The sequence below is a fragment of the Paenimyroides baculatum genome, from assembly GCF_008629655.1.
Taxonomy (GTDB): Bacteria; Bacteroidota; Bacteroidia; order Flavobacteriales; family Flavobacteriaceae; genus Flavobacterium; species Flavobacterium baculatum.
Window position 1 is genome coordinate 324,828 of sequence record NZ_VWSG01000003.1, and the last position, 13,452, is coordinate 338,279.

Below are 13,452 nucleotides of genomic sequence, written 5' to 3' on the forward strand. Positions count from 1 at the left end.
ATACCATTCTAAAAAATATATGGGATTTTTTGATTTCATGACCGAGGAAATCGCTATGGACCTTGGTACTGCAAATACTTTAATAATACATAACGGAAAAGTTGTAGTTGACAGCCCTTCTATTGTAGCTCGCGATCGCGTTTCGGGAAAAATAATTGCTGTGGGTAAAGAAGCTAGCTTAATGCAAGGTAAAACACATGATAACATTAAAACCATTCGTCCGTTAAAAGATGGTGTTATTGCAGATTTTGATGCATCAGAAAAAATGATCAGTCTGTTTATTAAAAGTATTCCTGCGTTAAAAAAGAGATTGTTTACACCTGCATTACGTATGGTGGTTTGTATTCCGTCGGGAATTACAGAGGTTGAAATGCGTGCGGTCAAAGAATCATGCGAACGCGTAAACGGTAAAGAAGTTTATTTAATACACGAACCTATGGCAGCAGCTATTGGTATTGGTGTTGATATTATGCAGCCAAAAGGTAACATGATTGTTGATATAGGTGGTGGTACTACCGAAATTGCCGTTTTGGCATTAGGCGGTATTGTTTGTGATAAATCGGTTAAAATTGCCGGTGATGTTTTCACAAACGATATTATCTACTACATGCGTACACAACACAATTTGTTTGTGGGTGAAGGAACTGCAGAAAAAATTAAAATTGAAATTGGTGCTGCTATCGAAGATTTAGATCAGGGACCAGAAGATTTAATGGTTCAAGGTCGTGACTTGTTAACTGGTAAACCAAAACAGGTAAACGTATCTTATAGAGAAATTGCGAAAGCGTTAGACAAATCTATTCAGCGTATTGAAGATGCCGTAATGGAAACATTATCGCAAACTCCACCGGAATTAGCTGCCGATATTTATAACACAGGTATTTATTTAGCTGGTGGTGGATCTATGTTAAGAGGTTTAGACAAACGTATCTCTCAAAAAACAGATTTACCGGTTTATATTGCAGAAGATCCTTTACGTGCTGTAGTACGCGGAACGGGTATCGTAATTAAAAATATAGAGAAATTCAAAAGCATCCTTATAAAATAATACCGCAAATTCAGTATGCAGCAAATCATATATTTTATAACAAAAAACAGTACTAAACTACTGTTTTTGCTGCTTTTAGTAGTTTCATTGTATTTAACGGTACAAACGCACTCGTATCATCAAAGTCAAATGCTGCACAGTGCTAATGTTGTTTCGGGTACGATCTATGAAAAAACCAATAGCATTACCGAATATTTACATTTAAAAGACGAAAACAATCGTTTGGCAGAAGAAAATGCCAAAATGAAACAGATTTTATACAACAGCCAACTGATTGTAGACAGTACGTTTGCGGTAAATCCGGAAATACGTATCGCCCAAGATTACAAGCTTTTTAATGCAAAAATCATTAAAAATTCGTTTTACAAAAAAGAAAACTACTTAACCATTAAAGGCGGTAAGGCTAACGGTATCAAGAAAGACATGGGTGTAATTAACTCTAAAGGAGTTATAGGCATTGTTGAAAATGTTTCTAAAAATTATGCTACCATACAAAGCATACTGAATACACATACAAAAATCAGTGCTAAAGTTAGCAATACCAACCATTTTGGAACGATTACATGGGACGGAAAAAACACGGGCTATGTACAGCTAATGGATATTCCAAAATTGGCAGCTCTGCGAAAAGGTGATTCTATTGTAACAGGTGGAATTTCGACTATTTTTCCTGAGAACGTACCGGTTGGAGTGGTTGACAAGGTATTTACATCTAAAAATTCGAATTTTTATACCATCAGCGTGCGTTTGTTTAACGATATGACCAATATTAGTTCGGTATATTTAATTGAACACGTGCATATTAAAGAGATTTTAGAACTTGAAGAACAAACAGTAAGCGATGAATAATACCACTATTTTAAATACGTTCCGTTTTATTGTTCTTGTATTCTTTCAGGTAACAGTATTTAATAACATTCATTTTTTTGGATTCGTAACACCGTACCCATACATTTTATTCATTCTGCTGTATCCTTTAAATACCAACCGACATCTGTTTTTAATTTTCAGTTTTCTGTTGGGATTAATTCTGGATATTTTTAATAATTCGGGCGGCGTACACACTACAGCGTGTATTACATTGGCATTTTTTCGGGAAAATCTGTTAAAAATGGCATTTGGTTACAGTTACGAATTTCACATGATGCGTATTACCGATAAGCTTTCGTCAGAATTGGTAACCTATGTTGTAACCAGCGTTTTAATTCATCATACCATATTAATTAGTTTAGAAGTTTTTAACTTTAGCTTTATTTTGGAGATTTTATTGCGCATTGTAACATCATCTGCCTTTACAATCATCCTTTTATTCTTAATCATCGGATTAATTAAATCGCCTCGAAAATGAGAAAACTTCTGTTTCCCATAATTGTACTTGCTGCTACTATAATCATTGTGGCAAGACTTTTTTATTTACAGATTGTCGATGATTCTTTCTTGAAAAAGGCAGATATGAACGCCTTGAAAATTGTGTATGAATATCCTGAACGTGGCTATATTTACGATCGTACCGGGCAGCTTATGGTGGCAAACCAACCAAGTTACGATATCATGGTTATTCCGCGCGAGGTTAAAAATATCGATACATTAGAACTTTGTAATATTTTAGAAATCACAAAAGATGAGTTTCTAAAAAAAGTTGAAAAAGCTAAAGTATATTCTCCCCGTTTACCATCGGTTTTTCTGGCACAGTTAACCAAGACTGAATTTGCTGCTTTTCAGGAAAAAATCCGTCATTTTAAAGGATTTTATATTCAGAAGAGAAATTTACGCGACTATCAGGTTGATTTTGGTGCGAATGTTTTTGGATACATCCGTCAGATCAACGAAATGGAGTTAGAGAAAAGACCTTACTACAAATCGGGTGAATTGATTGGTATGCGTGGTGTTGAACAGGCTTACGAAGAAGATTTACGTGGAATTAGAGGTGTTCATTACATTCAAAAAGATAAATTCAACAAAGAAATAGGTCCTTTTAAAGAAGGAATTTACGATACCGTTGCTGTAAAAGGAAACGACGTTACTATTACAATTGATAAAGATCTACAGAGATACGGCGAAGAATTAATGATTCGTAAACGTGGCGGTATTGTGGCAATTGAGCCTAAAACCGGAGAAATTCTAGCATTGGTTACCGCACCGTCTTACGATCCAAATTTACTTGTGGGACGCGATCGTTCAAAAAATTATGTAAAAATTGACAGTATTCCGGGTAAACCATTTTTTGATAAAGTATTGCAAGGACAATTTCCTCCGGGATCTCCTTTTAAAATTTTAACCGGATTAATTGGTTTACAAGAAGAAGTAATTGATACGCAAACCCGTTTTCCGTGTAGTCATGGTTTTTATTTAGGCGGTCGTTTTATAAAATGTCACGATGCCGGTAGTTGGAATCTTCACCCTGCAATTGCGCATTCTTGTAACACGTATTTTTCTCAAGCCTACTTGCGAATTGTTGCTAAATATCCAACATCAGCTCAAGGTGTTGACGCTTGGAAAACACACTTGGAAAGTTTTGGATTGGGGCAATATATGGGTTACGATTTACCATCGGGGCAAAAAGGAAGAATTCCGGGATCAGAACTTTATAACAAAGTTTACAAAGGCTGGAATTGGAAAGGATCAACCATTGTATCGAACGCAATTGGTCAGGGCGAAGTTGAAATGACACCTATTCAACTGGCAAATGTAATGTGTGCTGTAGCTAACGAAGGGTATTACTACACACCTCATATCATCAAAAAAATAGAGAATAAACAGATTGATAAATCGTTCATTCAGAAAAAACAAACAACTATAGACAAACAGCATTTCCGTCCCGTTATCGAAGGATTGGCAGAAGTTTACAAAACAGGAACCGCAAGCCGATTACAAATTCCAGACATTAATATTTGTGGTAAAACAGGAACGGTAGAAAACTTTGCAGTTGTTGACGGTGAAAAGGTAAAACTACAAGATCACTCGGTATTCTTGGCATTTGCACCTAAAGAAAATCCTAAAATCGTAATCGCAGTTTTTATTGAAAACGGTAGTTGGGGGGCAAGTTGGGCGGGACCGATTGCATCGTTAATGATCGAAAAATATCTAAAAAAAGAAATTACCCGTACCGATTTAGAAAAACGTATGTTCGCTGGTGATTTATCTGCAAATTATATTTTAAAAGATATTTCGGACAAACAAAAAGAAGAAAAAGACCGTTTAAAACGTTTAGAAAAAGAGCGTCAGTTAAAATTAAAAGCCAAGCAAAATGGTAAAAACTAAACATTTAGAAAACCAAAGCGTTATTGCCAATGTAGATTGGTTAAGCATATTTTTGTATGCCGTGCTTGTTCTTTTTGGTTGGATGAACATTTATTCGGCTTCTTTACCGCTAGAAGAAACTTCTATTTTTGATCTAAGTCAAACATACGGAAAACAGTTGTTGTTTGTAGGCTTAACTATTCCTATGATCATCGTGATACTTTCGTTAGATACCAAAGTATATGAAAAATATTCGCTTATTTATTACGTTATAGGTATTGTACTTTTAATGGGATTGTTCGTTTTTGGAAAAACAATTAAAGGGCAAACCAACTGGTATCAATTTGGTGGAATCAGTTTACAACCGTCAGAATTTGCTAAAATTGGCACCGCTTTGTTTCTGTCTAAATACATAACCGAAAGTCAGACTACCTTCCAAACACTTAAAGAACAAGCCATTGCAATGGGAATTATTTTTCTACCTGTTGCATTTATTATGTTACAACCCGATGCCGGTTCGGCAATGATTTTCGCTGTTTTATTCTTGGTATTGTACCGCGAAGGTTTCCCCGGTTGGTATTTATGGACCGGTTTTTTAGCTATAATACTGTTTATTCTGGCGTTGGTAATACAACCTGTTTTTTTAATTCTGTTGATAGTTTTAGGTTGCGGAATTCACTTTTTTTACAACAAAACCATTAGTAGAAACCCTTTTATCTACGCTATTTTGGCGGTTGTAATGAGCGGTTTTGTATTTTCTGTTGATTATGTTTTTGACAATGTTTTAGAAGCCCATCAGAAAGACCGTATCAATGTATTGCTTGGCGACGATGTAGATATGAAGAAAGAAGGTTACAACCTTAACCAGTCTATGATTGCAATTGGTTCGGGTGGATGGATAGGCAAAGGTTTTTTAGAAGGAACACAAACAAAAGGCGGTTTTGTACCCGAACAACATACCGATTATATTTTTACAACCGTTGGCGAAGAATGGGGTTTTGCCGGATCAATAGTCGTAATTACTTGTTTTATAACATTAATATTACGAATTGTTTATTTATCTGAAAAGCAGAAAAATACTTTTGCACGGATTTACGGATATTGTGTCGCCGCCATTTTATTTATGCATTTCTTCGTAAATGTATCCATGCTTATCGGAATTTTCCCAACCATCGGAGTTCCGTTACCGTTTTTCTCGTACGGCGGATCAAGTTTAATTGCCTTTACCCTTTTACTTTTCATCTTTTTAAAATTAGATGCCAATAAGGTAAACGAATGGTAACATGGCATAAATTTTGCATAATCATAATTAAATTTTAATTTTATAAAAAATATTTACAAAATGAAAAAAATTGTTTTATTCTCTTGGTTGTTAATGGGCACAAGTTATACAATTCAAGCACAGGTAAACACTACACCTCAACAAAATCAAATTAATACAACTACACAAGTTGCTAATGATACGCTTAAGGCTTTACCAGCTGTAAATACTGCTACAGCAACTACCGCAACGGCAACAGCCACAGCAGTTGCTAGCAAAGCTAATTACGAAGAAGAAATTCTAAAAGCTGAACAAGCTCGACAAAAAGCGGAAGAAAAATTAGCAAAACAAGAAGCAGATGCTGCTAAACGTGCAAAGAAAAAAGCAGAATCGGAAGCTAAAGCTGCACAGAAAAAGCAAAAAGCTCATGAAAAAGAGCAAAAACAAAAGATAAAAGCTGAAAAGAAAGCAGCCAGCAAAGAAAAAGCCATTGCAAAAGCAGAAAGCAATCTTAAAAAAGCAGAAAACGATTTACGTAAGGCTGAAATGAAATTTGAAGAATCTAAAAATGAATTTGAGCGTAAAAAACTTAAAAACAAAATGGATTTTGAAAAGGAAATTAAAGAGAAATCGAAGTTAGTAAAGATGGAAACAAAAATTTCAGAACTTAAACTAAAAGTAAACAAACAAGAGCTTGAATTAAAAAAAGCTCAAATTAAATAAAGCAAAAACGACCTTGAAAATTCAAGGTCGTTTTTTTACTTTTTCAACAAATGTCTAATCACGGTTTCTGCACTGTGAAGTCCGAATAAGCCGGGCATCCAGCTGTTTGTACCAAAAAACGATCTTTTATAGTTTGATCCATCGGTCATTTTTAAACTGCTTTCGTCTGGTTTTTCTATCGAAAAAACGGCTTTAACGCCCTTATTTACGCCCAATTTTCGTAAACGCTTTCTTATTACTTTTGCGAGGGGACAAACATCGGTTTTACTAATGTCTTTTACAACTACTTTATTTACAACCATTTTACCGCCTGCACCCATGTTAGAAATTACTTTTACTTTGGTTTTTTTTGCTGCAACAATTAAATTTAGTTTTGGCGTAATACTGTCAATACAATCTAAAACGTAATCAAAATCTTTGGTAACGATTTCGGTTGCACGTTCTGGCGATAAAAATTCCTGAATACGCGTTAAATTCAATTCCGGATTTATATCCATCAATCGGTCGCCTACTATCTCCACTTTTGGTTGCCCAACGGTTGAATGCAATGCGGGCAATTGTCTGTTAACATTGGTAATATCAACCGTATCACCGTCAACAATGGTAAGGTTTCCAACGCCTGCACGCACAATAAATTCTGCTGCAAACGATCCTACACCGCCTAAACCAACTATTAAAACATTGGCTTTTTTTAATACTTCTAATCCTTCAGGTTTAAATAATAATTCTGCTCTTTCCTGCCAAACAGCCATTAAATACTAAATTGTGTAAAACTTCTTCGATCGAAAAATCGATTCTTTTTTACTGGTTAAAAACTCGGTTATAATTCTCTTCAATTATAGGCTCTAAATTTATATTTAGAACATGTTCTGCCTTGCTGTATACTTCAAAAATCGTTTGATCAATCATGTCGGTTTCTAAAAAAAGCTGATTCAACGGAATCGTTTTCAGTACATTTTCCAATTCAGGATTCTGCAATAGATATTTCCCAAACGATAGATAAAATCCGTTCTTTATCAAACTTTCTGCAACCTGACTATTCTTTGAAAAACCATGAATAACCATTGGAATGGTTAGCTTTAATTCTTTTTTGATTTCAATGATTTCCTGATACGCAGCAACGCAGTGCAAAATTACCGGTTTTTTATATTTTTCGGCTAAAAGTAATTGCGGAATGAGTATTTTTTTTTGAATTTCTATCGAAGTTTCTATCCGTTTGTCCAAACCGCACTCGCCTACTGCTTTAAAATTAGGAAGTTGAATTGTATTTTCAATTACAGCTAAATCATCTAAAAAAGTATTTTCGTTTAGATACCAAGGATGAATGCCCACAGTAAAATTGGGCAATTCGGTATTTATTTCATTCGGATATTGATTGACCAATTCTACAATTTCGCTGTTGTTTGAAAAATGATGCGTATGAATATTGTAATGCATAATTTAGAATTTTACACCGGCTAAAATTTCAGTTTTCAGAAAATTTACGTCGGGCGTTATCGGGCACGAATATCCTAAAGTATACGCACAGTAAGGATGATATGCTTTATTAAAATCTAACACAATTTCGTTTCCGTCAGGAATTTCAATATCTAAATATCGTCCGGCGCCGTAGGTTTCGTTTCCGCTGGTTTCATCGATAAAAGGTAAAAACAAGTGCTTTTTATAACCTTTCATTTTTATTAGATCGATGTTTTGATAAACTTCCAACTGAAATTTTTTATTATCGATTGTAAAATGTAAAATTCCGTAACGTTTATAATCAGGTTGGTTTTTACCAGAAGTCGGCATTTTAAAAACCGGCTGATTTTCTAATTTTTGCAAAGTAGCTTTTACTACAAATTTATCATTGTAAGGATAAAAATTCAATCCTTTAAAATCTTTCAGCTCATCCTCTTTTAAAGGAGTTTTCTCTGGATTAAAATATGATTCGTTCAATTCTTTCTGATATTCAAGAACCTCTTTTTTATTGCTTTGAGAAAAAACTAAATTGGTAAATAGTAGAAAAAGTATAAGTAATTTGTACATGTTCTTTTTTTATCAAAATTACATATTTTGTTTTTTAAACAAACACACTAAATTTTTAAAATGATCGTTATATCCTAAAAACATAAAAACATGAAGAAACTTATTTGTTGTGTTATTGGGTTAACCGGATTATTTGCAAGTGCGCAAGAAACAAGAGTGAAGTCGGAGAAGCCCGAACAATCTGTTTACGCTGTTGAAGTTAAATTAATAGGCTCTAATACGGGATTAATGACTGTTTCAGGAAATTCTACTATGAACGATTTAAAAGAAATCGAAAAAACAGCACAAGATCACGGAATCAGTATTTCGTTTGTGAATCAAAAATTCAACAGAAATCAATTAGAATACATAGAACTTTTGTTCCAAAATAACGGAAAATGGGAAACGTTGACTTTTGGAACTGATGATTTAAGATTATTGCCTTTTAGTATTTCATTTTCAACCGATAAAAAAGAAGGGAAAGAAACCAGGAAATTTTCGATCAAAAACAACAAAAATAATCGCTCTGGAACTTCCTCTGATAACGTTTATCAAATTATCTAACCAAATTAAAAAGACTTTCACGGTCTTTTTTTAATTTTACTCTAAAATTCCGAAATGAAAAAATATATTGTCTTTTTTAGTTTTTCCTTATTATATGCGTGTTCAACAAAATCGCAAGAAAATAATTTTAAAGAAGTTTTTACTTTAAATAAAAAGCATACCGAAGTTTCGGGAATGATTTTTCACCAGCCAACGCAGAAGTTGTGGATGTTGCAGGATAAAGGAAATCCGTCAGAATTGTATATTTATTCGGTTGACGGTACTTTTGAAAATACGGTTACTGTGAATAATCAGGAAAACACCGATTGGGAAGATTTATCGCAAGATACCAAGGGAAACATTTATATTGGAAATTTTGGAAACAACGATAATAAACGTAAAGACTTGCGCATTTTAAAAGTTAATGGATCTGATTTAACTTCTAATTCAATTAATACATCACAAGAAACTACTTTCTATTACGAAGATCAAACCGATTTTCCACCTAAAAAAAGCAATTTATTGTACGATTGCGAAGCTTTTGTAGTAACTAATGATACTTTTTATTTGTTTACCAAAAACAGATCTAAAGGTTTTGATGGAACTTTTTTCGTTTACAAAGTGCCAAATAAAAACGGAAATTTTAAAGCCGAAAAAATTGCAACTTTACAAACATGCAGTCAGTATAAAAGTTGTGCAATTACTGGTGCAGCGCTTAATAAAAACGGAAACGAAATTGCATTATTAACACACGATAAGGTGTTGTTAATTCCGTTTTTGAACGATGATTCTTTTAAACAAGAAAATATAACTATTAAAGAATTAGGTCATAATTCGCAAAAAGAAGCAATTACTTTTAAAAGTGATAAAGAACTTTTTATGGCAGATGAAAGCGAAAAAGGTAAAAAAGGCGGAAAAGTTTTTGTGTTGGATTTAAACTAAAAAGTAAATCCAACACCAAAACTTACCAAACTATTCTCTTTACTTGTAAAAATACCGCCGTAAGCCGTAAACGAATCCAGCGCGTTCAACCATAAACCGCCACCGTAACTGTGATACCATTGATTGTTCGGATCCCATTTATTCCAAACTTTACCAACATCGTATCCGGCATAAAAACCATAACTTAAAGGTAAAACTCCGTTGGTTATGTGTTTCATTTTATAACGGATGTCCTGACTTGTTACAAACGATGTATCGCCCATAAAACGCTGCTGACGATAACCTCGCAACCCGTTATTAGATCCTAACGTGGCAGCCTGATAAAAATGATAATCGTCTCCAAAAATCTTTTCTAACAAATAAGTTGACGACCATGTTAGTTTTTTATCGTTAGAAATCGGCACTACAAAATTCAATTTAGAATTCAAATACTGGTGTGTTTTATTAAAATCATCTACAAAAAAACGATTTCCAAACAAAAGCATAAATCCTAAACCAACCGTTGGTTCTTGCGTATTATCGTAATTCTCGAACTGATATTTCAATCGGGCACCAACAAAATCGGTCTTATCATAAGAATCATTTAACTGCGTAAACAACTGCTCGTCAATCAATCGGTTATTTGTTTTTTCAATTTTTGTCGATTCGTATGTTGCTCCGATCAAAAACGAACCTCCGTTGCGACCTTTCCATTCGTATGTTGGTTTAACTTCCATTTGCGATGTTCTTACTCGGTAATAATTATCTCTGAAAGCACTTTTATCGTACGTAGCCAAATTATCAACCCCAAAAAAGTTTCTTGTAAAGTTTGATGAAGTTGCTAGGGCTTCCACGTTCCAATATCCGGTGTTTGAATAATCTTTGAAACTACCTTTATAGGCTGCAAAAATACCCGAGGTTGCAAAATTGAACTTCATTCGTAACTGATGTTTTTGCGAATACGGATTTTGGTTGAACTTCTTCATGGTGTATGTTCCGTTCAAGCCCAACATCACCCCGTTGTCACGATTATAACCTGCATCGGGTAAAATAGCCAGTACATTTAAAGGCGCTTTGCGATAATCGTACTGGTTTAAATTGTACTGATCGCGCAAAACAACGCTTGCATTTCCTTTTTCTTCGATAGTTACCGGTTTTGAACCATAATCGAAAATTTTTGTGCTTGTTTTTGATGCTACATTATAAACATCGTTATTCTTCCCACCGATTAGCTTTAAACGAATTTTTGATTTTTCACCGTTAACCTTTATATTATCATCATCATCTAAACCATAAATCCAGATTTCTTTGGTTGTTTTTGGCAGATACTTGTAAGATGCCATTAACGTATCGCCCGAATTTTTATTGCGATAATGATTAACAATTACTTCATTTTTTGAAGTATTTACAACAAACGTATCTTTTTTATTGGTTCCTACAACGATTCCGTATTTGAACAATTCTTTGTAATATTTACTTGTAAAAGCGACTAATTTAGATCGACGTTCTTTTAGAATTTCGATAATATCATCGCTGTATTGGTTACGGATTTCTTTTGGAAGACTGTTAAAAGCATCTTCAATAACCTGATCGTTTAGACCGTTTACGACATCATCTGCTGCATTTTTCCAATCTTGCAAAGTTGTATTTTGAAGAAAAACTTTATCTAATGGAAATGCCGATTTTGTTATCCAACGTGGTTTGCCGTAATTCCCTTTAAAATTCTGCATGTGTCGCAAAGGATTCAGCTTATTTGCAAGCATTAGTAATTTTCCGTCGATTTTAGCAAACGCCTGATCGCGATCTCTTGGTATCGGCTGATAAATTACTTCCTTGCCTACTTTCTTTTCAACCCAACGCCATTGATCGGAATGTCTGTCCCAATCGCCAATTAAAAAATCGAAAATTCGGGCACGCAGATACATTTTCTCATCGACTTTATATTTTTCGTCTTTTTCCAAATTCACCAACAAATCTTGTGTGCTGATTATGTCGTCACCTTTTCCTAACGACGAAATATTCGCCTGTGATTTATGCGGACGCTCTTCGATCATATACAATTCGTTTCCATACGTTGCATTGTATTTGCCCAACGCATTTTGTTTGGGAACGTAAAAAAGTTTCGGGTTGCTATGGTACAGACCAACAGCATCAGACAACTGTCCCAAAATAAATGCGGTGTATGGATGTGAAGTGGTGTAATAATCATCGATAAACGTCAGCACAAAAGTATCTTCCAACTTATCTTGAATGTAAGTATCTTTAAAAATTGCCGATTGCAAAAACTGTTTCGAGCTTTTACGCAAGCCTCTCATCACGTATTGCTTTCCATCTTTATCTTCTAACCACAACGATAGCGACTGATTGCCACCACCAGAAATAATTGGTTTTAAACCACCATACAAGCTTTCTAAATTTGCTACAGGTGTGTTCACTTTTGTACCATAAATAATGCGGTAATGATTCCCGAAAAGAAATCTGTAGGTATCTGACTTCTTAGTAACTTCGGGCGGATAAACCGATGCCATGGTAGTTGTTTGCGTAACTTTTGGATAATTTCCACTGTAATCATCAGGACACATAATCGTTTTCTTGAAAACAATTTCTTCGCCAGAATCGGTCATTTTATGAATAAAAACATCTACATGATTGTCTTCGTAAACCTTTAAAGTTGCAAATCCCAAGCTGCCAATTGTATAACTTGTTGGTTGAACGCTTCTGGTTTCTTCGGTTTTTGATCCTGCTCCGCTGATTAATTGCTTAATTCCATCGTTTTCAATATACTGTAAATTATGTTCGTGACCAGAAACAAAAACGACCTGCTCTTTATCTTTTGTAAGCGTTTTTAATCGATCAACCATCATTCGATAATAGGTATGCTGCATATCAGCCGGACTTGCACCCGATGTTTTTCGCAAATAATTTGCTACACTTCCTAAAACCGGCAACGGCACTTTTTTATAAGGAAAAAGATGATTTCTTGCAGAAAAATATCCACCGTGTGAACCATTTGTAATCATGGGATGATGAATGGCAACAACCGTAACCTTATTTTGATTTTTGTTGATTAAACTGCGGAATTCTTCAAAAAAATCTTCACGGGTTTTAATTGCACTTTCTTCATTTATATTCGGATATTTATCCCAATTCTGTATAAACCATTCGCTATCAACCGTTATAATCGACAATTTATCGTTTACCTCAACCACATCAATTGCATCGTGCTTTTTAGGTAGAAACGACTTCTTCCCCAACTTACTTTCAACATATTCTTTCTGATCCAACAAACCATCCAAACCATGATACCAATCGTGATTTCCTGCCAAAAAAATGGTTTTTCCGTTTACAGATTTTGCTAAATCTATCTGTGCATTCAATTTTGCTTCCGCTAACAATCGATCTTTATCGCCCACTTTCGGCATTCCCAACGGATAAATATTATCGCCGATAAAAAGCAAGGTTTTATTGTTATCGTTCTGTTTCAAATACCCTTCAACCGTTTGCAATAATTGTTGCCCTTGCGGTTCGTTGGCATTTCCGGCATCGCCCACAACAACAATTTCATGCAATAATTTACCTTTACCTTCGTTAGTAATCATATCGCGAGAAAAATCCTTACCAACTTGTTCATGAAAAGATGCGCAGGCATTTAACAAAGAAATGGCAAAAGCAAAAACAGAAATCTTTGCAATATGTGAGTTAAATTTCATAA

General features: G+C 34.5%; 12 protein-coding genes. 8 read left to right on the forward strand and 4 right to left on the reverse strand.

Annotated elements, in window-relative coordinates; all coding sequences use genetic code 11:
• Positions 1–19 precede the first annotated feature (19 nt).
• The 6 genes from F0460_RS06160 to F0460_RS06185 are packed head-to-tail and all read left to right on the forward strand — an operon-like array spanning position 20 to position 6,272.
• The gene (locus F0460_RS06160) at positions 20–1,048 is read left to right on the forward strand and encodes a rod shape-determining protein (protein ID WP_150011300.1); all 1,029 of its coding nucleotides are present in this window, start codon (positions 20–22) and stop codon (positions 1,046–1,048) included.
• A 15-nt stretch (positions 1,049–1,063) separates the two neighbouring features.
• Complete coding sequence (gene mreC, locus F0460_RS06165; protein WP_150011302.1) at positions 1,064–1,897, forward strand: rod shape-determining protein MreC; 834 nt, start codon at positions 1,064–1,066, stop codon at positions 1,895–1,897.
• Positions 1,890–2,396 carry a rod shape-determining protein MreD gene (locus tag F0460_RS06170; protein WP_150011304.1) on the forward strand — a complete coding sequence of 169 codons (507 nt, stop codon included), beginning with the start codon at positions 1,890–1,892 and terminating at the stop codon, positions 2,394–2,396. The genes mreC and F0460_RS06170 overlap by 8 nt, the downstream gene beginning before the upstream one ends.
• Complete coding sequence (gene mrdA, locus F0460_RS06175; RefSeq protein WP_150011306.1) at positions 2,393–4,309, forward strand: penicillin-binding protein 2; 1,917 nt, start codon at positions 2,393–2,395, stop codon at positions 4,307–4,309. The genes F0460_RS06170 and mrdA overlap by 4 nt, the downstream gene beginning before the upstream one ends.
• Positions 4,296–5,570, forward strand: coding sequence for a rod shape-determining protein RodA (gene rodA, locus F0460_RS06180; protein WP_150011308.1), 1,275 nt, complete (start codon positions 4,296–4,298; stop codon positions 5,568–5,570). The genes mrdA and rodA overlap by 14 nt, the downstream gene beginning before the upstream one ends.
• 60 nt (positions 5,571–5,630) lie before the next feature.
• Entirely contained in the window at positions 5,631–6,272 is a 642-nt protein-coding gene (locus F0460_RS06185) for a hypothetical protein (RefSeq protein WP_150011310.1), read from the forward strand.
• 35 nt (positions 6,273–6,307) lie between these two features.
• Here the strand turns inward: F0460_RS06185 and F0460_RS06190 are convergent, their stop codons facing one another.
• From F0460_RS06190 to F0460_RS06200, 3 genes are read right to left on the reverse strand one after another with little or no spacing between them, the layout of a single operon-like run.
• The gene (locus F0460_RS06190) at positions 6,308–7,024 is read right to left on the reverse strand and encodes a tRNA threonylcarbamoyladenosine dehydratase (protein ID WP_150011312.1); all 717 of its coding nucleotides are present in this window, start codon (positions 7,022–7,024) and stop codon (positions 6,308–6,310) included.
• Between the two features lie 49 nt (positions 7,025–7,073).
• Positions 7,074–7,709: a TatD family hydrolase gene (locus F0460_RS06195; protein ID WP_150011314.1), complete on the reverse strand. Its 636-nt coding sequence runs from the start codon at positions 7,707–7,709 to the stop codon at positions 7,074–7,076.
• A 3-nt stretch (positions 7,710–7,712) separates the two neighbouring features.
• Positions 7,713–8,297, reverse strand: coding sequence for a DUF1684 domain-containing protein (locus tag F0460_RS06200; RefSeq protein ID WP_150011316.1), 585 nt, complete (start codon positions 8,295–8,297; stop codon positions 7,713–7,715).
• Between the two features lie 90 nt (positions 8,298–8,387).
• Between F0460_RS06200 and F0460_RS06205 the strand changes: the two genes are divergently transcribed.
• Positions 8,388–8,840: a hypothetical protein gene (locus F0460_RS06205; RefSeq protein WP_150011318.1), complete on the forward strand. Its 453-nt coding sequence runs from the start codon at positions 8,388–8,390 to the stop codon at positions 8,838–8,840.
• A 54-nt stretch (positions 8,841–8,894) separates the two neighbouring features.
• The gene (locus F0460_RS06210; RefSeq protein WP_150011320.1) at positions 8,895–9,761 is read left to right on the forward strand and encodes a hypothetical protein; all 867 of its coding nucleotides are present in this window, start codon (positions 8,895–8,897) and stop codon (positions 9,759–9,761) included.
• Here F0460_RS06210 and F0460_RS06215 read toward each other — a convergent pair.
• Positions 9,758–13,450, reverse strand: a complete 3,693-nt coding sequence (locus tag F0460_RS06215; RefSeq protein WP_190304104.1) for a metallophosphoesterase — start codon at positions 13,448–13,450, stop codon at positions 9,758–9,760. The genes F0460_RS06210 and F0460_RS06215 overlap by 4 nt on opposite strands.
• Positions 13,451–13,452 lie beyond the last annotated feature (2 nt).